Source organism: Nocardia sp. NPDC050406, assembly GCF_044459025.1.
Lineage (GTDB): Bacteria > Actinomycetota > Actinomycetes > Mycobacteriales > Mycobacteriaceae > Nocardia.
On record NZ_JBITIM010000001.1, the window covers coordinates 1001817 to 1025243 of the forward strand.

Consider the following 23427-nt stretch of genomic DNA (forward strand, 5'->3'; position numbering starts at 1 on the left):
TCAGCCCTTCACAACGATCAAGGATTCCAGCGCCCACAGGGCGTGCCCGAAGCGCCACGTCGCGGATGCATCGGAATGTTCCAGGTGCAAATTCGGAAATCTGTTCAACAGACCGGAAACAGCGGCGGATATCTCGCTTCGAGCGATTGCCGAACCCAGACAGTAGCGATCCCCGGACCCGAAGGACATATGTGGAAAACGTTTCCTACAAGGGTCGAATGTATTCGGTTCCGCGAATACAGAGGGATCAAGATTCGCTGCACCGATAATAGGAACGACGAATTCGCCAGGACCCAACCGTTGACCACAGATGTCAACGGGTTTACGCACCATCCAAGGCAAGGTCTCGCCGCCGCCCAGGGCCACCACCCGCAGCAGCTCATCGACGTATCGGCTTCCGTCCTCCAGTGGAGCCTCGTTCAGTCGACCATATCTGCTGAGTAGGTAATAGACGAGTTTCGGGAGTGCTACCGCCGTGGTCTCGTACCCCGCGAGAATGAGTCCCATACCTACGTGAAGTTGTTCTGCCTTCGACAGTCTTTCCGCGTCCGCGATGAGCGCTAGTTGTGACATCGAGTCGGTTGCTGGCACCACGGGTGGCCTCCGGATCAGCTCCGCGACATATCCCACCAGCTCGATCAGTGATCCCTCGGCCGCCGTCTCGTCGACCGCATTGTCATCCGCGAAGACAGCCGCAATCGTGGCACGCAAGTAGTCACCGTCGGTAGCTGGTACGCCGAGCATGTGGCAGAGGACGTCCATGGGGAGTCGGTCGGTGAAATCAGCGACCATATCGAATGTGGGATCGGCCGAGCTCTCGATGCTGTCGAGGAGTTCTTCTGTTCGCCGCAGGACCATGGGATACAGGGCGTCGACTGACTCCTTGCACAGCAGTTTTCGCATGACACGGCGCGCCGCATTGTCGCCACCGCGGTCCGTACCTCCGATGGTTTCCGGACCGGCGATAACCAACCTCGTCGTTCTGGGCGCTGCCGCGGGTGGTTCGATCACGCGCGTGAAGGCGTCATCCGAATAAATTTGCCGGACCGCGCGATAATCGGTGACAATCCAGCATTCATCGCCGAACGGGAAGGATGCTTTCGCGATCCCTGGGCCTCGGATCAGGTGAACGAACGCTGGGTCTATATCCAGCGATCGTTCACCTGCGCTGGGTAGTGAAATAGTCTTCATTGTGAATCCTACTCGTATGCGTGCCGCACAGTACATGTGGCCGGGTGCGGAAATTCCGCAGGCGTCCTGGTGCCGAGTATATTCGCATAGCGGCGTCTTGATTTCCTAGAGGATGGAACACCGATGCAGGTTCTCCTGGTTAGTCCGCCGAATTCCAATACCGTCATCGATGGCGCTTCCTGCACGATCACCAGACCAGAGGAGAATACGGATTGGTCGGATTTTCCCAATCTCGGGCTCTTGACCCTCGTTTCGGCGTTGCGGGCGGTTCCCGGCATCGAACCCGTCTACATCGACGGAACGGTCATGCCGTGGCCGCAGGTGCACGAATACGTCGAGAACAATGCGGGCGACATTCTCGCACTGTGCATCAGTGCGCTCACCGCCACCTATGAAGCGGGTATACAACTGTGCGCCGCAGCGAAGAGTATCAACCGCAGGATCGTCACGATAGTGGGCAACGATCACCTGACCGCGCTGACCCGAGAGTGCTTGTCACGCCGCGTGGGGACGATCGACTACGGTTTCGTCGGCAACGAAGTGGTCGGCAGCTTCGTGCGATTGATCGGCGATCTTCACGCCGAGCGGAGCATTACGCTGTCGAAGTACCCGGGCCTCGCAGCCTTCGACGGACACAGCGTCGTGATTCAACCGCAGTGCTCCGAGCCGATCTTCACCACACTCGACTATTCATTGATCGATAAGGTGTTCGATCATTCCGCACTCTACGAGCACAACTTTCGGCAACGTATCGTTCCCACCTTCGAAAGGCTCACAGGCCGACTCGTGCGGGCGGGCGTGCCGGTCGAAATCGCTCGAGGATGTATCAAGTTCGCCCGCAACGACGCATGTTCGTTCTGCTCGATCCAATTCGGCGGCATGTGGCGGAACTCGGTACCGGATGCCGCGGCCGCATGGCATGTCCTGCACGCCGCGCACTCCGCCGACTACGACTTTCTGTATCTCACCGCCGACGAGCTGCCGCTGACATTCGGGCGACTGTTGCGCGAGATGCTGGACGATCCCCCGCGCTGGTGGCGTGCACTGCCGGAGGATGAACGGCCCGTAATGGTGGGATACGCACGCGCCGACGGCCTTTCGGACGAACGCCATGCCAGCATGCTCCGGGCCCTCGGCGTCCGACAGGTGATGGTAGGCCTCGATGCCGGGACCCCGGTGTCACTGCGCGCGATGAACAAACCGCTGGCACCGGCTCGGGATACGCGATCGTCGTTTCGTGCCGAGAAGATGTTCGACCACAACCTGCGAGCCCTGAAATCGGCGAGAAACACCGGGCTGCTCTTGAAGGTCGGTTTCGTGATCGGCCACGTGGGGATGAACGCGGACTTGCTGTACGAGAACGTGGAGTCGATGAAGGCGCTGCTGAACTCCGGTGCGGGAAGCATCGCGTCTCTGGACGTCGAAGTGTTGTCACCCGAGCCCGGGTCGCTCGACTTCACGCTCCTGCTCGATCCGGACAAGGCGCGGGCCAGAGCCGCCGAACTCGGCCTCGCTCTGCCTTCGGCCACCGAGCACGCGATGCGGGCCGAAAAGTGGCGCGGCAGCGACGTTATCGATCGAGAGGAAGCGATGGCCGACTACGTGGCCTCGGTGATGCCCGGTCTCACCCTCGATGACCTCGCGCGGGCACGCAACGAGGTACGAACCTACGGGGCGAGCCTTGGCTTGACCATCGGGGGTTAGGGCCGCAGGGCGGAGTCACCGGTGACCTGGTGTGCTCGACGAGCGGCAGTGACAACCAAACGCTGGAATTCACACATCCGCGCCCGCTCGGCCGCCGTCGCCGCGCCGCGGCCTTTCGATACCAGCGTCGGGCGGTCCGCGAGAATCTTTATCGCACCCGAGGTGGTGAGCACCCTCGGTGCGAAGTCGAACCGCACCCACGGCGACGCGCCGTCCACGACGAAGTTGAACGCACCGCACGGCCCTTTCGCCAGCCAGGTTTGCCCGCGAGCACGACAGTCCGCTGATTCCGGGGCCGCCCGCGGCGTCGCTTCCAGCAGTCGGTGCGCCAAATACTCCAGCAGACAGCGGGATTCGGCGGACAGCCACGGCGAGTGCCGATCCATGAATGCCGCGATCGAGGCCAGCCGCTCGGGCCGCGGCCGTGGCACATACCGTCGATGCCCGGTACAGGATTCGGTCCGGATGTCCGCGAGTGCCGACTCGGCATCCGCGCACGTCCGGTACAGATCATCGAGCAGCCCATAGAGCCAGCCGATTTCGGTCGCCGGTCCGATGAGGCGGATGAACCCCGAGTGATGCTCGAGCCGCCAGTCGCCGGGATTTCGTGCGCGGTAGAACACCGCGCGGTCGAAGAATGCCCGACTGAACGGCTCGACCAACTCCAGCAGCTCATACCGTGACAGCTCGCCGGGCACGATGGGCGCGCACGGCCACCGCTGCGGTATGTGAATGTGGGTGTGAAACTTCTCGCGAACGGAATGCAGTCCGGGCATGGAATCGTCGGGGTTGAAGCCATGAGTGATGTACACCGGCTCGCCCAGCTGGTCGGAGATCATGCGCGCCAGCCGCAGATGCCAGCCGAAGGTGCACTCGAACTCCTCCGCCGACAGGTCCAGAAAATATCTCACGCGCCGCCCGAACGCGCCGAGGTAGACATTGACGTCACGATCGCTCCAGGTCAGTGATTTCGCCGAAAGAACAGCCGTCAGATCACCGGGTAATGGCACCGTGGACAGGACGGTCAACCGGTCGACGAATTCCGGCCACGGCAGCGAGTTGGCCTCGGCGATCGTGGGAAACCGCGCCGGATATTCTCGCGTGAACACTCTTCGCACCTGGCTCCACTGCACTTGTGCCAGTTGTGAATCCAGCAGGCTCACGCCGGGTCACCAGGCCACCGACAGGGTGACCGCGTCGCCGCGTGCCAATGTCGCGTGATCGACGGCCTCGACCAGGCGTAGGCGGGGAAACCGAGTCGCCAGCTGAATGTATAAGGACTGCAATACCACTCGCGCTATCGGCGCGCCGACGCAGTAATACTTCCCAGCACCGAATCGTAGATGCGGCGGAATGCTCGCGCGAGTGAGGTCGACGTGGTCGGCTGGGAATACCGCGGGGTCACGGTTGGCCGCGCCCAGGTCGAACAACACCAGATCTCCAGTGGCGATATCGGTGCCGTCGACGGCCATATCCGCACGGGCGTAGCGCGGCAGCGTGAGCACGTTCGTAATGCCCTCCGGCGCGCGCAGTGTCTCCTCGACGACCCGAGGCGCGACGGCCGGATCATCGACCAGCGCCTGCCACAGCCGTGGATTCGCCAGCAGCGTCGATACGCCCGCGGCGATCTCCATCGCCGTCGCCCACTGACCGGCGAACAGCAGGTAGGACGCCAGTTTGGCGACATACAGGTCATCGACACCGTCCTGTGCCCGCAAATCCGACAGCATGTTCTCTCCGGATTCGCAGCGCGTGGCCGACGTGAGGAAGTAGGAGAACAGCTCGGTCGCACCGCGCATCGACCGCTCGGCATCCGCGCCATCGGCCAGCGCGTTCATGGATGCCAGCAACTGCGCACGGTCCCGGGCGGGCACCCCGAGTAGGTCACCGATGACCATGGTGGGCAACGGATATGCGACCAGACGGTACAGGTCGGCCGGTGGCGCGGATCGCTCGAAATCGTCCAGTAGCCGGGTCACGAGCATCTCCACGTGCGGAGTGGTCTGCTTGATGTGTCTCGGCGAGAAGTATTTTCGGAGGAGTGCCCGCATTCGGTCGTGCTCTTGCGGTTCGTTGTCGAAGGAGCCGGAGGGCCCGCCCACAATCGAATGGGACGTACGCGCAGCGGATGTCGGCCGGGGATGCGACCGACCGAGCCTGGGATCGGAGAAGAGGGCGCGGACCAGTCCGTACTCGGACACAATCCACGCGCAGTCGCCGGTGGCGGTATTCGACCGATAGATCCGGCATGCGGTTTCGGACGGCTGGTTCATCGCACAACTCCTGTCGAATGCACCGGGCGTTGCTGCGGGGTGGGCAACTGCACGACCATTCGCTCCCAGCTGCGGACCAGGATCGCGGAACTGCGTTCGGCCTCGATCAGGTCGACATCGCTCCACACCGCGAAGAATTCGCGCAGGCCGATTTCGATTTCCGCCTCAGCCAGCACGGCTCCCAGGCAGCGGTGTGCGCCGCCGCCGAACGCCAGATGGGTACCGGCGTTGGGGCGTGAAACGTCGAAGCGGTGGGGGCATTCGTATTGCGCCGGGTCGGTATTGACTCCGGTGACGTATACGGGTCGTTCGGGCTTGGTTCGAAATCCGCCCAGTGTCGCGCTGCGCACCGAGTAGCGCGGCATCATCATGACCGGTCCCGCGATCCGCAGCACCTCATCGACCGCGAGCGGCCACAGATGCGGGTTCGCGCGCAGCACATACAGAGCGTCCGGGTTCTCGATGAGCAGTTTGATCCCCGAGGCGACAGCGGAGATCGTAGTGGTGTACCCGGCGACCACCAGGAGGTTGACCGACCGACGCAGCTGTTCGGGATCGAGTTCACCCGCACGCATCGCGGCGACCGACGGCCCGATGATCGAAGTGGAACCCGCTGTGGTTCTCGCGATCTGCGCGTCGGTCCAACGATCGAGTCGGGCTGCCGACCGGCCCGACCGCAGAAATTCCCGGAAGGGCACACCCAGGTCGATCAGGCGTGACACCCGGTCGACATCCGCGCTGATGTCGGCCACTTCGGCGACGTCTATGTCGAACAGCAACGCCAGGATCTCCTGGGACAGCCGTCGCGCGTAGTCACCGACCACGTCGACCCGACCGTCCTCGGATCGAGTGGGCAGATCGAGGCTCAGCATCTTCGCCCGGTCCGTGATGTCGGGTCGCAATCGGTCGACCGCCGCTCGCGACAGCCGGTGTTTGAACAGCGCCCGCGCTCGCGCCAGTTCCCGGCCCTCGAGCCCGACCAGCGAAGGGGACTCGAACGGGTCGGAGAAGGCGCGCTTGCCAACGGCGGAGTACATGCGTCCCAGCCAGCGCGGCATCGCCAGCGCGGCCTCGAGATTGCGGAACTCACGGGGTCGAGCGAGGATGCCCCGAGCAATCCGATGCGATGTGACAACGGTTCCGCCCTTGCCACGGACGACCTCACCGCGGGATCGGATCTCGTCCTGTAAATCAGGCAATCGCTGCGTCGTCGGCTCGCCGAACCAGAGTTGCGCGTGCGCGTCGCCGCGGCCTGCGAGCGGCCGTAGGTAGAGCAGGGCCATACCGTGGCGGATGGCCCATTTCATCGAACTCGCCAGTGCGTTACCGCTGTCCATCGTGCGCCCCGGTTCAGCTCGCCGGTCGCGTCGCGTCGCGACCCATCACGATCAGCGACAATCCGCTCTTCAGCGTGACGAAGTCCAGGACCGTCAAACCCGCTCGGGCACCGAGGTTCTCGAGCTCGGGCAGGGTTCGTTCCTCACCGTTCAGCAGTACCAGATTTCGCAAATCCATCTCGGTTTCCCGCAGTGCGTTGGTACCGCTGATCGCCCATTCGACGATCAGGACCTTCGGCGCGGGCGCCGCCTCGGCGCACCGGGTCAGAATCTGCGCGGCCTGCTGGTCGGGCCAGTTGTGGATGACATTGGCCAGCAGATAGACATCGGCGGTCGGCAACGGGTCGAAGAAGGAGCCGCCCACATAGGTACAGCGGTCTTCGACCCCGGCTTGGCGGATGCGCTCCTTGGCTTGACTTTCGAGGTGCGGTTGCTCGACCAGAGTTCCGCGCAATCCTGTTCGCGAGCACAGAATTTCGGTCAGCAAGGTACCGTCGCCGCCACCGACGTCGACCAGATGGTCGACGTCGCTCCAGTCGTATCCGTCGATCAGCGAGGGTGCCAACCAAGCGCAGTGCTGAGCCATCAACTGGTTGAACGAGGCATCCAGTTCGGGCTGACCGGCGAGGTCTTCCCACATCGGTTTGCCGTAGAAGTGTTCCCACGCCGCGGTCCCGGTCCGGATGCTGTACAGCAGATCCGTGTAGGACAGCTCCATTCGCGCACCGGCCCCTTCGAGATCGAGCCAGGCCTGTAGCGGCGTCCCGGTGCGGAGCCGCCGCGATACCGGTGTCAGCGCATAATGTCCCGGTTTGGGCTCTTCGAATACGTTGCGGACGACGAGGAATCGCATGAGACGAACGAGTGCCCGCGCATCGGCTCCTGTCGCCGTGGCCAGTCGTTCAGGGTCGTCTATTCCAGCGTCGATATGATCGGCGATTCGCAAAGTCGCCGCCACACGCACTGCCATCGGCGTCATCAGGTCGGTCAGAAATTCGGTGCTCATATTCGTGACGGTATTCCGAATTCTTTTGTGTCACAAGGCGCTTCATATTGTCCGCTCCATCGATGCGGCGAAATCGGCCCAATTCTTCGAATAGTGCTCCGCCAGTCGCGCGAGAAGGGGGCCACAATGCGCGGGCAATGCGGCTGCCATTGCCTGCCAGTCGTCGGCTGTCCAGGGCGACAACTCCAACATTCGCAACAGTTTCCGGCCGTGATCGGTGAATCGAACCGAAGGATCGGATTGCAAGGTGCGGATCGCCCGCAGCCGGTCCGGGACCGGCGTGTTGTCCTCGGGCGGTTCCGCGGGCGGTACGGGGGCTTCTGAAGTCTCCGAGCTCCGGTCTCGTATCGCGCGCCGGATCTCCTTCGCGGTCGTAATGGAAATTCCCGCGGCTAGTGCGGTCTCTTTCGCAGATGCGTCCGGGTTGTCTCGCAGGAAGCGTTCGGCGCACGTCCGACCGACGGCCGGGTCGATGGGGTACGCGACACCGTTGCGCCCGACCCGATGATCGGGCGAGTGCGGATTTTCCGCACCCGACCGTTGTCGGATCACCGCAATCGTCTTGTCGGACAAGCCCGTAACCTCGGCGAGCCGTCGGTTCGACCATTCCGGGTAGTACGCCATGACCCGCCGCGCGGCCGCCTTGCGATCGGCGAGGGTCAGCGGTAGGCCGTGGGTGCTGTTCGCACGCACGGCGAAAACGAAGGCCGCGCGATGATCGCCTTCGAAGTACACGGCGTCGATGGCGGTCGCACCCCGCTCTCGCGCCACGTGCAAGCGATGAACCCCGTCGATCACGGTCATGGTCTGACGGTGCACGACGATCGGCGGTAGCGCCGCCGTCGATTCGGAAAGCGTCCGAATATGCGGTGTATTCGCACCAGCGATGCGCACCGATTCTGATGTTCGCAGACGATGCAGCGGGATCGAAATCACTTCCGATACTACAGTATCGGATGCGCCCCACTTCGTTTCGGCTCTATCGCCCAGCCGTGCCGTGTTTCGTTCGCTCATTGGTATTCACTCCCCAAACCAAGGTCCCGAATGTAGTGATCAACCCATTCGGCGCGAGGACCACGCTAATGCTTCGAGATCTGCTGTGCCACCATGGTTTCCGGTGGGAGGGAGCGGAATGCAAAGCGCGTAGGGCACAGCGGGAAATCGACGTGTGGCTGTCGAAAATTCGGCGTATTGGGCGATCGCCAGCTCCGGTGAATACGTCGATGCCGCACCAGCGGAATTTCCGCATGCGGCATCGACAAGTCGACGAATCGAGGTGCGTGCGAGTCGGTCAGATCATGGCGCGCAGCGGTCCCTGCGGATCGACGCCGATCGCGCTGAGCGATGCGGCGTGGTACACCGTGCCCGGGACGTGAATGGCGTGGTGCAGCCCCGCGTGTGCGTCGCGCCAGTAGCGCTGTAGCGGTTTGTCCATGCGCAGGGCCGCACCGCCACATCTCGGGTAGACGGCATCGATCGCGTTCACCGCCCGCCACGCGGCCTCCACTTGATTCCGCCGCCCAGCGGCGCGACGTTCGAATGTCACCTCCCTGCCCTTGTCGACCAAGTCCCAGATCTCCTCCGCATTGGTGATCAGCGCTTCCCGGGCCGAACGCAGTTGTGCTGCGGCATCTCCCATCGCGTACATCACATACGGGTCGTCCCTGATGGCCGTTCCCTGCGCATTGATGCGCTCGCGCTGATAGTTCATGGCCTCGGCCAGCATCCCCTCGCAGATTCCGATGGTCGCGGCGGTGATACCGAGCGGGAACATGCACGACCACGGCATGCGGTACAGGGTCTGGGAGAGCCCGGCCTCGCGCACCTGGCTGCCGTCGAGCAGCCGGTCGTACTCCATCACCCGATGTCCCGGAACGAAGGTGTCCTCGATGACCAGATCCTTGGATCCGGTGCCTTTGAGGCCCACCACGTCCCACGAATCATCGATGATGGTGTACTCGGACCGCGGAATCACGACGTGCAACATGGTCGGTGGCATGACGATATTTCCGTCTTCGTCGCACTTCATCGCGCCCAGGAAGGCCCACTGGCAGTGGTCGGTTCCGGAGGAGAAGCTCCAGTGGCCGCTCATCCGGTAGCCGCCGTTCACCGGAATCGCCCTACCCATCGGCATATAGGGCGACGCGACCCAGGTGTCGTCGTCCGCACCCCACACCTCCTGCTGGACAAGCGGATCCGCCATCGCCAGCTGCCACGGGTGCACACCGACCACACCGTGCACCCACCCCGCGGGCGGGCACAATGCCGCTGTCGCCATGACGGTCTCGGCGAACTCCCGCACGCCGACCTCCAAGCCGCCGTATGTTCTCGGCTGCAGCATCTTGATCGATCCCGCGGACTTCATCGCCGCGACGGTCGAATCCGTCAGGCGACCCAGGCGATCCGCCTCGGGCCCGCCTTTGCTCAGGTCGTCTCGACGTTCCATGATCCGGTCGAGGACCGTTTCGGTCATCGTTTACTCCGATGTTCGAGGTATGGCACTGACTATCGAATTTGCTTGTGGCGTTACGACATCGCGGCAAGCGGTTCGGAGCCCGACCAGTCGTGCCCCCAATAGCTGTCGGCGGTGATTTCCTCGGCGGTGTAATACGTTTCGTCGACTCGTGTTCCGGCGCAGCCGTATTCGATATCCCAGCCGCCCGGGGCGCGCACGTAGAACGAGACCATCTTGTCGTTGGTATGGCGGCCGAGGGTCGAGGAGATCGAGAACTTGTCCTTCATCGAGCGATCCAGCGCTCTGCCGACATCGTCGAGGGTCTCGACCTCCACCATGATGTGAATCAGGCCCGGTCCGGTCTTGGGTGCGGGAATCAGCGCGAGGCTGTGATGACGTTCGTTGACGCCGAGGAACCGCAACCGTACCGGTGGCGACTCGGGTGGCGTCGGGATGCGGTACGCGCCACGCGAATAGAACCCCAAGGTGTCGACGTAGAAATCGAAGGCCGCGTTCACATCGGCAGCGGGAACCACCACGTGTCCGAGCCCCATCGCGCCGGTGACGAAGCGGTTGCCGAACGGGGTCACGACCGGGCTGTGATCCAGCGACGGTCCGTGAAAGATCTCCACCGTGTTTCCGACCGGATCGGTGAAGGCGAAAACCTCCTCCACTCGTCGCCGATCGGCTTCGGCGACCGAAAGGAGCTGACCTTCGACACCCACACCCCGCACGGCGGCGCGCACCGACTCGAGCGCTTTGTGGTCACGGACCTCCCAGCCGATGGTAGTGACCCGATCGGAGTCGCCCGGTGCGACGATGAGTCGAGCGGAGCGCTCGTCCATACGCAAGTACATCGCCTCCCGGTCCGACCCGGTGCCTTCGGCGAGGCCCAACACGTCGAACGCGAGGGCACGCCACCGGTCCATATCGGTGGTCTGAATGCTGACGTATCCGAGACTTTTTATCTCCGGCATGTGTTTTCCCTTTCCCCGGGACGGGGAGCGAACACCCGTCGCACCGGCCGTGAGGTCATAGTGGTGGTGCGCGGTGCTGCTGCCTACGGACGCTCCCGCTCAGAGGGAGGCTCCCGCTCAGCGGAAACCGAAGGGCGACAACGATCAAGAGCCGACCATGACCAACGCGATAGTCGTACGATGCTGGGGAGGATCAAGGCAATGGGATCCGGGTTGATCGGAGGTTCGACGTGATTCCGAATCGCCCCGAACCACCTGTCACTCAGCTCGAGCGTGTCGATCTGATACTGGAAGCACTGCAGCGCGAAGGGTTCCTGACCCTCACTCAAATATCGGTCGCGACGGGAATTCCGCGCTCCTCGGCACTGCGTCTGCTCGACCGCATGGTCAAACTCCGGTGGCTACTCCGGGTCGGCGACTGCTACGAGCTGGGTACCCGGATGTTCGATCTGGGCTCGGAGGCGATCCGCAACCATTGGTTCCATCGCATCGCCTATCCGCACCTTGTGGAGTTGCAGGAGCGCACGCGTTTCGTGGTTCACCTCGCGTACCTGGACGGCGGTGATGTCGTGTACTGGGAAAAGTTGCCCGGCACGTTCGGTGTTCGTGTCCCGACGCGGATCGGTGCGCACCAACCGGCCCACCGCACCGCCTTGGGAAAGGCCCTGCTGGCCGCCGAGTCCGACAAATGCCTCGACCATCCCGCATTCGACGCGATGAAACCCAGCACCGCCGCGACGATCACGAACCGGGACGAGCTCGCCCGGGAAGTAGCCCGCGTCCGTAGTGACGGAATCGCCTACGACCGCGGTGAAGCACTGTTCGACATCGGATGTATCGCGACGACGGTCAGCGCGGGCCACGCCAGCACGAGTGCTGGCTACACCACGACTGCGGCGATCTCCATCTGTGGGCCGCTCCGCTGGATAGGTCGCGGCTTGATAGGCCCGATCCGCGAGACGGCCAACAGAATCACCCGAGCCGCGGCCGTCAACCCCATGGTCGATTCGTAGGTCCGACTGCCAGCGTTGCTTCGAACCGCTGCCCTGACGGTTCCGAGCGGCGGCACGTCGCGCTCGGGCGTCCATGTGACCGCGGCATTGCTGTGATACGCCGTCGCGGACCCCTATCTGGGGCGCATTCGCACAGATCAGGTGACTGCCAGGTCCACGAAACCAAGCCTGTCCCAGTTCATAGTGCGTCGACGGCATCCACACGCCTCCGGTGGCTGGAGCACCTGCCCCCGGGATCACAATCCACGCGACGAACGGCTCCACACCGACACCGACTCCCTAGTCACACTTTCGGGTTGTCGAACACGTCGCCCTGCCGGAACCTGCTGTCCGCGCGCCGGATTCGGGTGCTCACCAGATTGATCGTCCCGAACAGCAAGGTTGATTGGTCTGACCATGGGTGCCATGGCGTGACCATCCGTGCCGGATCCGTGTGCGACCACGGGCCTTGCTACTACTACACGGCGTCGTTGATTGGTAGCGTGGCGAACGTAGCCGACCCCGCTCCCGCGCGGGCGTCTGCCCGTTGGAGGTTTCTCATGTCCGACCGCACCGCCCCGCCGCCCAGACCTCTTGTCTTGCTGCGCTTTTGGCGTGTCAACAACTGGGTCGTGCGGAAGCTGACCTGGCTCAACCCGTACTGGGCGTTGCTGGAGACGACAGGCCGACGAACCGGCCTGCCCCGACGTACACCCCTGGCGGCCGGGCCTGTCGAGGACGGAGCGATGCTGTTCCTCGCCGTGCACGGCCGACGCGCGGCCTGGGTGCGCAATATCGAAGCCGATCCGAATGTTCGTGTGCGCCAGCGGTTTCGCTGGATGCGCGCGAGCGCGACCGTGCACGAGCTCACCGCGGCCGACCGTCGACGGTTCAACGGCTACGCGCGCCTGGGGCCGACGATGTTCGGACTCAACCACGCCCCACCCGCGCTCGTACGCGTGCGTCCGAGGGGTGAGCTTGCCAGGCGCGCACGGTGATGGGCGTTGACCGCTCGACAGGCCCGATATCGTTACGCTGCTGCGGCAGGGAGGCCGTGATGCTCGGGTGTTGTCGGAAGTGATTTCTGCTTGGCGAGATCAGGCGGCGGGGGCTAGGCCTCGCTGTTGTCGTCGGCCGATGCGTCGGCCGACCTCGTGGTGCTCGCTGTGGCCGTGTGCGGAGTGCGGATATGGGATGACACGAGTGGCTTCGGGGCCGCGTGGGGTGTCGGTGGCGGTGTAGATGACCGATTGCCCGGCGGTGAGGCATTTGTAGCCGGGCATGTCGATCACCTTGAAGTCGACGAATACCGCGGGCCCGCCGGTGGGGGTGAGGAACCCGAAACCTTTCGCGGTGTCGAACCAGGCCACCCGGCCACGATGCCAGCACGGCAGCTGACCGTGCTCGTGGCCGGTGTGGACGGGGTCAATAGGCGAGGCAGGAGTAGTCATCGTCGTCATCGCAGGGGACAGGGGTGATCCAGTTCTGGTCGATGCGGTCGGCCAACTCCGCGGTGTCGAAGACGGGCCGGGAACGTTCGGCGACGGGATGCAATGCCGCGGTGTCCAGGCCGAGCTCACGGTCGCCCTCGTCGACAGGGGTATGTTGCTCGGCGCGGTCGAGGTCACTGCCGGATGGAACGAGAGTGGTCATTGAACTCCTTTCTCGCACAAGGGCACTGGGTGCCGGGTTCGGTTTCCGGTGGAGCGCGCAATGGTCGAGTGGGCCCGCAAGCCTGATGCTGAACGGGCCCACCCGTCGCAGGGACGAGAATTCGACGGTGACGCATGTCGTTCCGGTCACGGGGGCGAGGGGATCGCGATACCTGCTGCTGCCATACGCGGTGACTGGCCACCGTGCCGGACACTGCGGCCTCGGCGCAGGGCGCGCGCGTGCAGGTCCGAGGCCAATAGCTCTCGACCCCATCCCGAATCTCGTTGGCACGCAACGGTCGACGGGCGTCACCGCCTGTCACGAGCCGAGGGGCGCGGAACCGCAGGGGCGGCACCGGCGTGCGAGCCGAGGCCGAGTCAGGCGTTGATGGCCTGGCGCTCGCGTTCGCGGGTGACCTCGATCCTGCGGGGTTTGGCCTTCTCCGCGATCGGCACGGTCAAGCGCAGCACACCGTCGTGGTAGTCGGCGCGGATGGCGTCGATGTCGAGGTTCTCCCCCAGGAACAGCCGCCGGGAGAACACACCGCGAGTGCGTTCGGCCGCGATCATCGACCGACTCTGATCCAGTTGCGGGCGTGCGGCTTTCACGGTTACCACATTGCGTTCGACATCGAGGCCGAGAGAGTCCGGGTCGACGCCGGGCAGATCGAACTCGACGACGAACTCATCGCCTTCGCGCCAGGCGTCCATCGGTACGGCCGCCGGGCGCGCCGGGGTGCCGTAGACCTGCTGGGTCAGACGATCCAGATCACGGAAGGGATCGGTACGCATCAGCATGGTCACCACCTCCAACTCACTCCATTCTCGATCGAAGGAATCAGATAATCTATGCCATCTGGCACAGATATATTTAGCACTCGACCCCCGAGAGTGCAAGTAAGTCCCACCCCGGCCACCTGCTACGGCGGGGGGCGTATGCGATCTCGGTGGCCACCGAGTTGGTCGGTTCGGCGCGCGGGACTTCGTGTCTGTACGAGCTTCAGCACATACTGATCAGTCCGGTGCGCAGGGCGGCGGCACTCCTGCGCCAGGTTCGTGCGGGCACTACCCTGCACGCACGGGTGTGCGCCCAAGTCATCTGGCCCGAACGCGCGATGAACACCGACCCACACGTGCCAGACCGCTGAAATCGACTGCAGCCCACACTGTTTCGCTTGACATTCGGCGGTGTGAGTCGCTGGGCTGCGTGAATCAGCCCTTTGACCTGCACAGGCAACTTGGGAACTCGCCGGTCGGACGTCTAGGTGCCCTCCTGGCAATCGACGGCATTGCGCGCACGAACCCTTGGTCTCCGACTGGGAGATGTCGCGAAGGAGCGGGGTGCCGAAATATCGGCACCGAGCGGCGACGGCGCGATCTGGTCGATGAAAGCGAGATTCGCCGTAATTCGGTTGCGCAGCAACGACTGCCGCAGCCCGCCAACGATGCTCATCGTCCTCTGGTGCGCCTCCCGCGACACTGACCGACCCGACCCGCGATTCATCGTCCGGCAAGATCCTGCGCAAAGAGCTGCGGGCGCGAACCACGGCATGACGCCGGGATCTCTCACAGGCGGGGCGTCACGACAGCGGCCAGATGGTGGGAGCATTCCATCAGGCCACCCATGACGCTGCCGCCACACCACGATCAGGCATTCCCGGACCGCCGCAACCGGGGCGGATTCGCCCAGCTCAGGCGACTGAAGTAACGTGCCGTCACATGAGTGATGATCTGAAGGGCAAGGGTGCGCTGGTCAGTGGGGCTAGCCGGGGTATTGGGTTCGCGGTGGCGGCCGAGTTGTTGGGGCGGGGGGCTGATGTGCTGATTACGGCGCGGAAGCAGGGGCCGCTCGAGGAGGCCGCGGAGCAGCTGCGGGGGCTGGGGTATGCGGGGAAGGTTGTCGCGGTGGCGGGGAACTCGGGGGATGCGGGGGCTCGGGCGGAGCAGGTGGCTACCGCGGTGGGCGAGTTCGGGTCGTTGGATATCTTGATCAACAACACGGGGATCAATCCGGTGTACGGGTCGCTGATGGAGGCGGATCTGGATGCTGTGCGGAAGATCTTCGATGTGAATGTCGTTGCGGCGCTGGGGTATGTGCAGGAGGCGTACAAGGCGTGGATGGGCGAGAACGGGGGCGCGGTGGTGAATTTGGCCAGCGTCGCCGGGATTCGGTCCACGGGCGTGATCGCGGCTTACGGGGCGTCCAAGGCGGCGCTGATTCGGTTGACCGAGGAGTTGGCGTGGCAGCTCGGGCCGAAGATTCGCGTCAACGCGGTCGCTCCGGGGGTGGTGAAGACCAAGTTCGCGGATGCGCTGTACTCGGCCGATGAGGAGGCCGCGGCGAATGTGTATCCGATGAAGCGGTTGGGGAAGCCGGAGGATGTGGCGGGGCTGGTCGCCTTCCTGGTGTCGGATGCCGCCGCGTGGATCACCGGTGAGACCGTGCGCGTGGACGGCGGGTTGCTGTCCACCGGAGGTATCTGAGCGACGTGCGGGCCCGCCGGAGCGGCGGGCCCGGTCGGCTCGTGGGCGCTAGGTCGACGCGGTGGCGTGCCCTGGGCTGTCGAGACGCAGGACGCACCGCGTGCCGGTGTAGATGGTGGGCATGCACTCGTTGCAGTGGATGCAGGCCGAGCGGGTGCCGTGGTCGGATTGGATGCGGCGCAACAGGTCCGGTTCACGCAGGAGGGCGCGGCCCATGGCGACGAAGTCGAAGCCCTCGGCCATGGCGCGCCGCATGGTGTCGTGATTGGTGATGCCGCCCAACAGGATCAGCGGCATGGACAGCTCGCGACGGAACTGGCGGGCGCGGTCGAGCAGATACGCCTCGGTGTAGGGGTACTCCTTCAGGAACGAGCGGCCGACCAGGCGGAAACCCCAACGAGCCGGGCCGGGAAGCACTCTGGCGAATTCGCGACGAGGCGCGGCGCCGTGGAAGAGCAGCATGGGGTTGAGCAGCGAACTGCCCGCGGTCAATTCGAGAGCGTCGAGGGCCCCGTCCTCCTCCAGCCAGGCGGCGACCCGCAGGGACTCGGTGAGGCCGAGCCCGCCGCGGATACCGTCCTCCATATTCAGTTTGGCGGTCACGGCGAGCCGATTACCGACCGCTTCCCTTACCGCACAAGCGATTTCGCGAGCCAAACGAGCACGGTTGGCGGGCGATCCGCCGTAGCCGTCGGAGCGGCGATTGAGTAGCGGACTCAGGAACGCGCTCACCAGATAGTTGTGGCCGAAATGGATTTCGAGCGCATCGAACCCGGCGTCCTCGGCCAATCGCGCCGCGGTGGCGTAGTCGGCGACGATATCGCGCAAGGCGGCCTCGTCCGGAACATGCATGCGGCGCATACTCAATGGGCTGAACAGTGGGCTCGGGGCCAACGCCGGAGCACGATTCGACGCCGCGTTGGCGACCGGACCCGCATGCCCGATCTGAGCGCTCACCGCAGCCCCGGCCGCGTGCACGGCCTCGGTCAGCCGCCGCAGCCCGGGCACCGCCTCGGGCCGCATCCAGATCTGATGGCGGTCGGTGCGGCCGCCAGGCGCGACGGCACAGTAGGCGACCGTCGTGAGTCCCACTCCCCCGGCGGCGATTTCGCGATGGAAGTCGATGAGCTCCTCGGTGACCAGGGCGTCGGGGGTGCGCCCCTCGAACGTCGCGGCCTTGATCACCCGATTGCGCAAGGTGAGCGGGCCGAGTTGGGCGGGTGCGAAAACGTCTGGCATGGCTACACTTTCGGCGCGGTGAGTCCGGCGATCACGAAATCGCGGAGGGCGGCAACCGATGCCGGTGACAGGTCCTCGCCCGCACCGAAGCTGCCGATGATGAGATGGAACGCCAGCCGCCAACGGCGACGACTGTCGGCCTCGCTGAGATCGGGCAGCAGCCCCACCCACGAATCGATATGGAACCAATGGCGATTCCAGGTCATCGGGTAGCGCCCGAGCACCAATTGTGCGAGCAGCCGCAGATGCAGCCGCCCGATCGGATCGGCGGACAGTTCGACGAACGGCGCGATCACGGCATCCACCACTGCGGGCACCGAGGTGTCGACCGCCGCCAACCGATCCGCCCAGACCGGTCCGAGCCGATCCTCGATGAGCGCGGCCACCAAGGCTTCCTTGGAGCCGAAATGGTAATGCACCGCAGCGGGATTCGTGCCCGCGGCGGTGCAGATGCCGCGCACCGAGACATCGTCGTAGCGCTCGGTGAGCAGCAGTCGTTCGGCGGCGGCGAGCAACCGCTCCCGGGTGCCCGCACGCGCGGAGGTCTTCTCGGCCATGCGAGAAGTGAAACACGTTCCTGGCGTCGTTTCAATCATTGATTGAAACGACGTTTGGAGAACTAGCGGAAGAGCAGCGCTCCCGTGGTGTCGTTGTGCCGGTACTTGAGGTACTTCTCGACCGTCTCGGCGGGCACGGCGGCGGTCGCGGTGGCGAAGGTGATCACCAGGAACTCCTTCTCACTTCCATTGCGCCACTTACCCGTTTCCCAATGGTCGACATAGGTGCCGGGGGCGAGTTTCACGTCGCCGTCGTCGAATCCGTCCACGGCCGCCGACGCGGTCGACGCACCGCCCATACCCACGATGAACTGGGTGAGGATGAGCGCGCCGCCCTCGGCGCTCCAGGTCAGTTCGGCGGCGTACTTGCAGCCCAGATCGGTGAGCTTGCCCGCCTCCTCGATGGGCGCGCAGCTGCTGTGGTCCTTGCCCTGCACCCACTGCGCCTGCAGCGCGACATCGCCGAGCCGGAAGTTCCAGTCGCCGCTGTACTCGTTGTAGCCGAGTTTCGCGCCGGTGGACCCGGTGGTCGTCGTGGGGCGCGCGGAGGTCGAGGTGGTCGTCGTCGAGGTCGTGGTGGTCGTGGTCGTCGAGGAGGAGGTGGCGACGACGGATTCGTCATCGCGGTTCACGACCACCACCGCGCCGACCACCAGCACCAACGCCGCGACCACGGCGACCACCAGGCCGATGATCAGCCCGGTGTTCGGCTTGTTGGGCGGCGGCTGGTAGCCCTGCTGATCCCAGCCCGGCTGCGCGCCGTAGGCGGGAGCGGGCGCGGGCGGCGGCTGACCCCACGACGGATCCTGTTGCCCCCAGCCGCCCGAGTCCTGCGGCTGCTGACCCCATCCCTGATCCTGCGGCTGCCACCCTCCCGGACCAGGCTGCTGCCATCCCGAGGAGTCGGGCTGTTGCCCCCATCCGCCCGGCTGCTGCTGCCCTTGCCCGTGGGGATCCCCACCGAACCCCGGCCCGGGTGGATAACTCATTGCTTACTCCCCTCTCGCACCTGTGCGCCTGACCCTACCGAACCGGGCGAAACGCGCCCCAACCGAACGGTCGGCACACCTCGTGATCCAATCACCCGGTGAGCTCCGATCTCCTCGTCTGCGGCCTCGGCCCGGCCGGACGAGCGCTGGCCCACCGCGCCCTCGCCCACGGCCTGTCGGTCACCGTGGTGGACCCGAACCCGGACCGCCGCTGGTCGGCGACCTACGCGGCGTGGGCCGACGAGCTGCCGAACTGGTTGCCGCCCACCGTCATCGCGTCGTCCGTCGACAATCCCGTGGCGTGGACACGACGCCGTATCGACCTGCGCCGCCGCTACGTCGTGCTCGATACCCCGGCCCTGCAAGACTCCCTCGATCTCCCCGGCGCCCGCATCATCTCGGCCCGGGTAGCCGATATCCCGCGCCCATCCCGTAATCGCCCCGAATCGGCGCGGCTGTTAACCGGCCAGGTGCTCACCGCGACCCGCGTCGTCGACGCGCGCGGTATCCCCCGCTCCCCCGACCGGGCCGAACAAACCGCCTACGGCGTCATGGTTCGCCGCCCGGACACCGAAACACTGTTCATGGACTGGCGTCTCGACAATGGCGCGGCTCCCGACGCGCCCCGTTCCTTCCTGTACGTGGTACCGCTGCCCGATGGCACGACACTCTTCGAGGAAACCTGCCTGGCGGGCCGCCCAGCCCTCGACTTGACCGAACTGCGCACCCGCCTGCACCACCGATTGCGTTCCCGTGGAATCGAATTCACCGATTCCGATCCGGTCGAACGCGTCCGCTTCCCCGTCGAAGGCGGCACCCCGGGACGCCGAACCTTCGGCGCGGCAGGCGCTTTCACCCATCCCGCCACCGGCTACAGCGTCGCGACCGCGCTGCGCACCGCCGATGCCTTCGTCGCCGGACACTCACTGTGGCCGCCGACCGCCCGGGCCGTGCACGCCCTGCGCCGCGCCGGGCTGCGGGCGCTGCTCGGGTTGCCGCCCGCGGATCTGCCCGGCTTCTTCGACGCCTTCTTCGCCCTGCCGGTGGCCAGCCAGCGCGCGTACCTGTCCGGCCGCGACGATCTGCGGGGCACCGCCGCCGCCATGTCCGCCCTCTTCGCGGCCCTGCCGTGGCGGCTGCGCCGCGACCTCGCCGCGGCCACCCTCGGCCTCGGATAACCCGGCGATTCATCCCGACGGGGAATGCGGCGAAACGTACAGTGGAGGATATGCGGTCTATCTGGAAGGGCTCGATCGCGTTCGGACTGGTCAATGTTCCAGTGAAGGTCTACACCGCGACCGAGGACCACGACATCCGGTTCCATCAGGTGCACGCGGCCGATGGCGGCCGCATTCGGTACGACCGGGTCTGCACCATCTGCGGGAAATCGGTGCAGTTCGCGGATATCGACAAGGCCTACGAATCGCCCGACGGCGACCGGGTGATTCTCACCGACGAGGATTTCGCGAAGCTGCCCGCCGCCGAGAAGCACGAAATACCCGTGCTGCAATTCGTCCCGGCCGAGCAGATCGACCCGATTCTCTACGAGAAGAGCTACTACCTCGAACCGGATTCGAGCACGCCGAAGGCGTACGTCCTGCTCGCCAAGACCCTCGAAGAGGTGAATCGGGTCGCGCTGGTGCACTTCACGCTGCGCCAGAAGACCCGGCTGGCGGCCCTGCGAGTGCGTGACGGCGTCCTGCTGCTGCAAACCCTGCTGTGGCCCGACGAGGTGCGGGCGGTGGAATTCGAATCCCTCGACGGGGTCGCCGCGCCCAAGAAGCAGGAGATGTCCATGGCGGAGACGCTGGTGGACACCATGTCCGACGATTTCGATCCGGACCTCTACACCGACGAGTACCAGATCGAACTCAAGCGCCTGCTCGACGAGGCCATTGCCAGCGGCAGCGGCAAGGTGACGCGCGCCCCGGAACCGGCCGCACCGGAGATGGATGCCGAGGTCGTGGATCTGGTGGCGGCGCTGCAACGCAGCCTGGAGGCGTCGGGCCGCAAGGCTCCCGCCGAACCGGCCGCGAAGAAGACCGCGAAATCGACGACCAAGGCCGCGGCGAAGAAGCCCGCCAAGAAGGCGGCGAAGAAGGCTCCGACCAAGCAGGCACGCAAGGGTGCGTGAGCCGGGCAACTGGCATCCACCTGGCAAACTGACGGCATGGAATCCGAGGTTGCCGTCGTCCCGATGGGGCTCGGACATCTGCGCCAGGTCATCGACCTGGGTTATCAGGTGTTCGACACCCGCACCAAGCCGTACACCTCCTGGTCGCTCACCTCGGTGGCCGAGCACCTGGACAGCCCCGGCCGGTCGTGCTGGGTGGCGGTGGATTCCGATCGGGTCGTCGGATTCGTGCTGGCCTCCATGGAATTCGAATTGCGCGACGACTGGGCCTATCTGGAGTGGATCGCGGTCGCGCCCGATATGCAGGGCCGCGGCGTCGCGGGCCGTCTGATGACCGCGTGCTGCGACACGCTTTTCGAGCACGGCGCGCGCCGCATCGTCACCGATGTGGAGGTGCACAACGCCGCCTCGGCGTCGATGATGCGCAAGAACGGATTCAGCGAGGGCACCACGGTCACCCTGTTCGTGCGGCCGAATCCCGATGAGGCGGGCAGCGCAGCCGACGATCAGATCGCCCTCGGTCCGGGCACCAAGCGGGATCTGATCCGCCGCGGGCGAATCACCGGCGACGGCAGGCACGGTCGACCGAAGGGCTGAATCGACGGGGAAACGTGTCGGCCCCCTTGTCTATGGTGTCGCGCATGACCGATGCCGACCAGACCATGCTCGCGATCAATGACGCCGTCGTGCTCGGGCGTCAGGGTGATATTCCCGCCGCTCGGGAAGCGCTGGTGGCGCTGTGGGATTCGGTGGGCGTCACCGGGGATGCGCTGCACCGCTGCACGATTGCGCACTATCTGGCCGACTTGTACGACCATGCGGCGGATTCGTTGACGTGGGACCTGCGGGCGCTCGACGCCGCCGAGTCGCTCACCGACGAACGTGCGCGGCAGCAGGATTCGGCGCTGAGTGTGCGCGGATTCTATCCGTCGCTGCATTTGAACCTGGCGGACAACTTCCGCCGACTAGGGGCGTTCGACAGTGCGCGGGCGCATCTCGACGCCGCGCGGCGGCGGCTCGACGCGCTGGCGGACGACGCCTACGGGCAGGGTGTGCGGGATGGGATCTCGCATGTCGAGACCGCGCTCGCCGAGGGGTCGATGGAGCGGCTGGCGACCCATTGACAGCGAAACGCCGCGCCCTCCGGTGACCCGGAGACCGCGGCGTTCGCCGTTATCGCTGTCTCAGCTGGCGTTGTCGGTGCAGGCGGAGAGAATCACCTTCGCCTGCCGGGGCGACGCCGAACCCACGTCGGGGAACGACGGCGCACTGTTTCCGAGCACGTCGGTGGCGGCCTTCTCGGCCTCCACCTTGGTGGCCGCCCACGCCCACCCGAAGCGGGTGTCCGCACCCTGCGCCACCGCACCACAGGCGTTGGCGAAGTGCACGACGACGGCGCAGTCGCCGCCACCGCACTCGGCGATGGCGGCGTTGTCGGCGGCACCGTAACTTCCATAGTTCACCGCGTAGGCGACGTTCCCGGTGCTCTTGGACAGCGCCAGGGCGCCGTACAGGTCACCGGCCGTGGCGGTGAATCCGCCATCGGCCGCCGACGCGGGACCCGCGGCGACGACACCGACGGCCGCCATCGACGAGACAGCGAGGCCGAGACAGGCCTTGCGCAGCAACGACATTCGTTTCTCCCGTGAAGAAAGGCAAGCAATAACGGGTCGAATCTTTGTCGAGACCAACCATTATGTCCAGTTGGCCGGTGGCGCTGCCGCAGGTCAGACCCGCCGCATCACCGACACGACCTTGCCCAAGATCACCGCTTCGTCGCCGTCGATCACCTGGTAAGCCGGGTTGCGCGGCTCCAGGTATACGTGCCCGCCACTGCGTCGATACACCTTGACAGTCGCCTCCCCGTCGATCATGGCGGCCACGATCTCCCCGGTGTGCGCCTCGTGCTCCTTGCGCACCACCACGATGTCACCGTCGCAGATGGCCGCGTCCACCATGGAGTCGCCGCGCACCCGCAGGCCGAAGACCGTCCCGCGACCGACCAGTTCCCGGGGCAGCGACAGCACGTCGTCGGTGTGTTCCTCGGCCAGGATCGGCGTGCCCGCCGCGATATCGCCGACCACCGGCACCGGGACCTGCTCCTCGGACTCGGTCCGCGCGGGCGCGGCGGTCTGCAGGAACATCCGCACGTCGATGGGGCGTGACATGGTGTCGCTGCGCCGCAGAAAACCCTTCTCCTCCAGGGCGTTCAAATGCTTGGACACCGTCGAGGAGGATTTCAGTCCGACCTCTTCGCCGATCTGCCGCGTGTTGGGCGGATACCCGTACCGCACCACGTGATCGCGAATCACGGCGAGAATATGGTGCTGGCGCGGCGGGAGCGTCGAGGTGTCGAGATGCTCGAACGCATCGGAGTAGTCGTATCCGGTCACCGAGGCATCGTAATGGCCGAGGGCGGCGAGTCCGGTTGTTGCGC

The 23427-nt window shown here is 65.2% G+C and carries 24 protein-coding genes and 1 pseudogene; 9 read left to right on the top strand and 16 right to left on the bottom strand.

What is annotated here, in order from left to right:
• Positions 1–1191, bottom strand: coding sequence for a cytochrome P450 (locus ACIBH2_RS04655; RefSeq protein ID WP_397113444.1), 1191 nt, complete (start codon positions 1189–1191; stop codon positions 1–3).
• A gap of 123 nt (positions 1192–1314) precedes the next feature.
• Between ACIBH2_RS04655 and ACIBH2_RS04660 the strand changes: the two genes are divergently transcribed.
• Positions 1315–2895, top strand: a complete 1581-nt coding sequence (locus tag ACIBH2_RS04660; RefSeq protein WP_397113446.1) for a B12-binding domain-containing radical SAM protein — start codon at positions 1315–1317, stop codon at positions 2893–2895.
• Here the strand turns inward: ACIBH2_RS04660 and ACIBH2_RS04665 are convergent.
• The 7 genes from ACIBH2_RS04665 to bphC all read right to left on the bottom strand — a co-directional run bounded on the left by ACIBH2_RS04665 (position 2892) and on the right by bphC (position 10943).
• Entirely contained in the window at positions 2892–4004 is a 1113-nt protein-coding gene (locus ACIBH2_RS04665; RefSeq protein ID WP_397113448.1) for a hypothetical protein, read from the bottom strand. The two genes, ACIBH2_RS04660 and ACIBH2_RS04665, sit on opposite strands and share 4 nt — an antisense overlap.
• A 60-nt stretch (positions 4005–4064) precedes the next feature.
• Positions 4065–4874, bottom strand: a complete 810-nt coding sequence (locus tag ACIBH2_RS04670; RefSeq protein ID WP_397113450.1) for a cytochrome P450 — start codon at positions 4872–4874, stop codon at positions 4065–4067.
• Positions 4875–5164: 290 nt separating this feature from the next.
• Positions 5165–6505, bottom strand: a complete 1341-nt coding sequence (locus ACIBH2_RS04675; protein WP_397113452.1) for a cytochrome P450 — start codon at positions 6503–6505, stop codon at positions 5165–5167.
• A gap of 13 nt (positions 6506–6518) precedes the next feature.
• Positions 6519–7511 (bottom strand): methyltransferase, encoded by a 993-nt coding sequence (locus ACIBH2_RS04680; protein ID WP_397113454.1) that lies wholly within the window; start codon positions 7509–7511, stop codon positions 6519–6521.
• A gap of 42 nt (positions 7512–7553) precedes the next feature.
• Positions 7554–8525, bottom strand: a complete 972-nt coding sequence (locus ACIBH2_RS04685) for a ParB/RepB/Spo0J family partition protein (protein ID WP_397113456.1) — start codon at positions 8523–8525, stop codon at positions 7554–7556.
• 277 nt (positions 8526–8802) lie between these two features.
• The gene (locus ACIBH2_RS04690; protein ID WP_397113458.1) at positions 8803–9984 is read right to left on the bottom strand and encodes an acyl-CoA dehydrogenase family protein; all 1182 of its coding nucleotides are present in this window, start codon (positions 9982–9984) and stop codon (positions 8803–8805) included.
• A gap of 53 nt (positions 9985–10037) precedes the next feature.
• Complete coding sequence (bphC, locus tag ACIBH2_RS04695) at positions 10038–10943, bottom strand: biphenyl-2,3-diol 1,2-dioxygenase (protein WP_397113460.1); 906 nt, start codon at positions 10941–10943, stop codon at positions 10038–10040.
• A gap of 230 nt (positions 10944–11173) precedes the next feature.
• Between bphC and ACIBH2_RS04700 the strand changes: the two are divergent.
• From ACIBH2_RS04700 to ACIBH2_RS04710, 3 genes and pseudogenes are all read left to right on the top strand, one after another.
• Positions 11174–11341: pseudogene (locus tag ACIBH2_RS04700) on the top strand (helix-turn-helix domain-containing protein); the annotation flags it as partial.
• 42 nt (positions 11342–11383) lie between these two features.
• Positions 11384–11956 carry an IclR family transcriptional regulator gene (locus tag ACIBH2_RS04705; RefSeq protein ID WP_397116814.1) on the top strand — a complete coding sequence of 191 codons (573 nt, stop codon included), beginning with the start codon at positions 11384–11386 and terminating at the stop codon, positions 11954–11956.
• 539 nt (positions 11957–12495) lie between these two features.
• Complete coding sequence (locus tag ACIBH2_RS04710; RefSeq protein ID WP_397113462.1) at positions 12496–12933, top strand: nitroreductase family deazaflavin-dependent oxidoreductase; 438 nt, start codon at positions 12496–12498, stop codon at positions 12931–12933.
• 99 nt (positions 12934–13032) lie between these two features.
• On the opposite strand, the gene ACIBH2_RS04715 is transcribed toward ACIBH2_RS04710, so the two are convergent.
• From ACIBH2_RS04715 to ACIBH2_RS04725, 3 genes are all read right to left on the bottom strand, one after another.
• Entirely contained in the window at positions 13033–13386 is a 354-nt protein-coding gene (locus tag ACIBH2_RS04715; RefSeq protein WP_397113464.1) for a cold-shock protein, read from the bottom strand.
• Entirely contained in the window at positions 13361–13588 is a 228-nt protein-coding gene (locus ACIBH2_RS04720; RefSeq protein WP_397113466.1) for a hypothetical protein, read from the bottom strand. Before ACIBH2_RS04720 ends, ACIBH2_RS04715 begins: the two co-directional genes overlap by 26 nt.
• 377 nt (positions 13589–13965) lie before the next feature.
• Entirely contained in the window at positions 13966–14385 is a 420-nt protein-coding gene (locus ACIBH2_RS04725) for an Hsp20/alpha crystallin family protein (RefSeq protein WP_397113468.1), read from the bottom strand.
• A 921-nt stretch (positions 14386–15306) separates the two neighbouring features.
• Here ACIBH2_RS04725 and ACIBH2_RS04730 point away from each other — a divergent pair.
• Complete coding sequence (locus tag ACIBH2_RS04730) at positions 15307–16071, top strand: SDR family oxidoreductase (protein ID WP_397113470.1); 765 nt, start codon at positions 15307–15309, stop codon at positions 16069–16071.
• 48 nt (positions 16072–16119) lie between these two features.
• Here ACIBH2_RS04730 and ACIBH2_RS04735 read toward each other — a convergent pair whose 3' ends face one another.
• The 3 genes from ACIBH2_RS04735 to ACIBH2_RS04745 all read right to left on the bottom strand — a co-directional run bounded on the left by ACIBH2_RS04735 (position 16120) and on the right by ACIBH2_RS04745 (position 18856).
• On the bottom strand, positions 16120–17310 hold the full coding sequence (locus ACIBH2_RS04735; protein WP_397113472.1) for an NADH:flavin oxidoreductase: 1191 nt from the start codon (positions 17308–17310) through the stop codon (positions 16120–16122).
• A gap of 2 nt (positions 17311–17312) precedes the next feature.
• Positions 17313–17867, bottom strand: a complete 555-nt coding sequence (locus tag ACIBH2_RS04740) for a TetR/AcrR family transcriptional regulator (RefSeq protein ID WP_397113474.1) — start codon at positions 17865–17867, stop codon at positions 17313–17315.
• Positions 17868–17929: 62 nt separating this feature from the next.
• Positions 17930–18856, bottom strand: coding sequence for a hypothetical protein (locus tag ACIBH2_RS04745; protein WP_397113476.1), 927 nt, complete (start codon positions 18854–18856; stop codon positions 17930–17932).
• Positions 18857–18954: 98 nt separating this feature from the next.
• Between ACIBH2_RS04745 and ACIBH2_RS04750 the strand changes: the two genes are divergently transcribed.
• Genes ACIBH2_RS04750 through ACIBH2_RS04765 form a run of 4 tightly spaced genes read left to right on the top strand, consistent with a single transcriptional unit; the run spans position 18955 to position 22114 of the window.
• Positions 18955–20034: a lycopene cyclase family protein gene (locus tag ACIBH2_RS04750; protein WP_397113478.1), complete on the top strand. Its 1080-nt coding sequence runs from the start codon at positions 18955–18957 to the stop codon at positions 20032–20034.
• Positions 20035–20084: 50 nt separating this feature from the next.
• Entirely contained in the window at positions 20085–20990 is a 906-nt protein-coding gene (locus ACIBH2_RS04755) for a Ku protein (protein ID WP_397113480.1), read from the top strand.
• 36 nt (positions 20991–21026) lie between these two features.
• Positions 21027–21587, top strand: a complete 561-nt coding sequence (locus tag ACIBH2_RS04760; RefSeq protein WP_397113482.1) for a GNAT family N-acetyltransferase — start codon at positions 21027–21029, stop codon at positions 21585–21587.
• Between the two features lie 44 nt (positions 21588–21631).
• A complete protein-coding gene (locus ACIBH2_RS04765) occupies positions 21632–22114 on the top strand; it encodes a hypothetical protein (RefSeq protein WP_397113484.1) in 483 nt (160 codons plus the stop codon).
• Positions 22115–22174: 60 nt separating this feature from the next.
• Here the strand turns inward: ACIBH2_RS04765 and ACIBH2_RS04770 are convergent, their stop codons facing one another.
• Both ACIBH2_RS04770 and lexA read right to left on the bottom strand, forming a co-directional pair.
• Entirely contained in the window at positions 22175–22624 is a 450-nt protein-coding gene (locus tag ACIBH2_RS04770) for a DUF4189 domain-containing protein (protein WP_397113486.1), read from the bottom strand.
• Positions 22625–22717: 93 nt separating this feature from the next.
• The gene (lexA, locus tag ACIBH2_RS04775) at positions 22718–23383 is read right to left on the bottom strand and encodes a transcriptional repressor LexA (protein WP_397113488.1); all 666 of its coding nucleotides are present in this window, start codon (positions 23381–23383) and stop codon (positions 22718–22720) included.
• Between the last annotated feature and the right edge of the window lie 44 nt (positions 23384–23427).

Excerpts from the sequence above, each read along its gene's own strand:
- ACIBH2_RS04655 (WP_397113444.1), bottom strand. The coding sequence starts at position 1,191 with ATGAAGACTATTTCACTACCCAGCGCAGGTGAACGATCGCTGGATATA.
- ACIBH2_RS04660 (WP_397113446.1), top strand. The coding sequence starts at position 1,315 with ATGCAGGTTCTCCTGGTTAGTCCGCCGAATTCCAATACCGTCATCGAT.
- ACIBH2_RS04675 (WP_397113452.1), bottom strand. The coding sequence starts at position 6,505 with ATGGACAGCGGTAACGCACTGGCGAGTTCGATGAAATGGGCCATCCGC.
- ACIBH2_RS04680 (WP_397113454.1), bottom strand. The coding sequence starts at position 7,511 with ATGAGCACCGAATTTCTGACCGACCTGATGACGCCGATGGCAGTGCGT.
- ACIBH2_RS04685 (WP_397113456.1), bottom strand. The coding sequence starts at position 8,525 with ATGAGCGAACGAAACACGGCACGGCTGGGCGATAGAGCCGAAACGAAG.
- ACIBH2_RS04690 (WP_397113458.1), bottom strand. The coding sequence starts at position 9,984 with ATGACCGAAACGGTCCTCGACCGGATCATGGAACGTCGAGACGACCTG.
- bphC (WP_397113460.1), bottom strand. The coding sequence starts at position 10,943 with ATGCCGGAGATAAAAAGTCTCGGATACGTCAGCATTCAGACCACCGAT.
- ACIBH2_RS04705 (WP_397116814.1), top strand. The coding sequence starts at position 11,384 with ATGTTCGATCTGGGCTCGGAGGCGATCCGCAACCATTGGTTCCATCGC.
- ACIBH2_RS04710 (WP_397113462.1), top strand. The coding sequence starts at position 12,496 with ATGTCCGACCGCACCGCCCCGCCGCCCAGACCTCTTGTCTTGCTGCGC.
- ACIBH2_RS04715 (WP_397113464.1), bottom strand. The coding sequence starts at position 13,386 with ATGACTACTCCTGCCTCGCCTATTGACCCCGTCCACACCGGCCACGAG.
- ACIBH2_RS04720 (WP_397113466.1), bottom strand. The coding sequence starts at position 13,588 with ATGACCACTCTCGTTCCATCCGGCAGTGACCTCGACCGCGCCGAGCAA.
- ACIBH2_RS04725 (WP_397113468.1), bottom strand. The coding sequence starts at position 14,385 with ATGCTGATGCGTACCGATCCCTTCCGTGATCTGGATCGTCTGACCCAG.
- ACIBH2_RS04730 (WP_397113470.1), top strand. The coding sequence starts at position 15,307 with ATGAGTGATGATCTGAAGGGCAAGGGTGCGCTGGTCAGTGGGGCTAGC.
- ACIBH2_RS04735 (WP_397113472.1), bottom strand. The coding sequence starts at position 17,310 with ATGCCAGACGTTTTCGCACCCGCCCAACTCGGCCCGCTCACCTTGCGC.
- ACIBH2_RS04740 (WP_397113474.1), bottom strand. The coding sequence starts at position 17,867 with ATGGCCGAGAAGACCTCCGCGCGTGCGGGCACCCGGGAGCGGTTGCTC.
- ACIBH2_RS04745 (WP_397113476.1), bottom strand. The coding sequence starts at position 18,856 with ATGAGTTATCCACCCGGGCCGGGGTTCGGTGGGGATCCCCACGGGCAA.
- ACIBH2_RS04755 (WP_397113480.1), top strand. The coding sequence starts at position 20,085 with ATGCGGTCTATCTGGAAGGGCTCGATCGCGTTCGGACTGGTCAATGTT.
- ACIBH2_RS04760 (WP_397113482.1), top strand. The coding sequence starts at position 21,027 with ATGGAATCCGAGGTTGCCGTCGTCCCGATGGGGCTCGGACATCTGCGC.
- ACIBH2_RS04765 (WP_397113484.1), top strand. The coding sequence starts at position 21,632 with ATGACCGATGCCGACCAGACCATGCTCGCGATCAATGACGCCGTCGTG.
- ACIBH2_RS04770 (WP_397113486.1), bottom strand. The coding sequence starts at position 22,624 with ATGTCGTTGCTGCGCAAGGCCTGTCTCGGCCTCGCTGTCTCGTCGATG.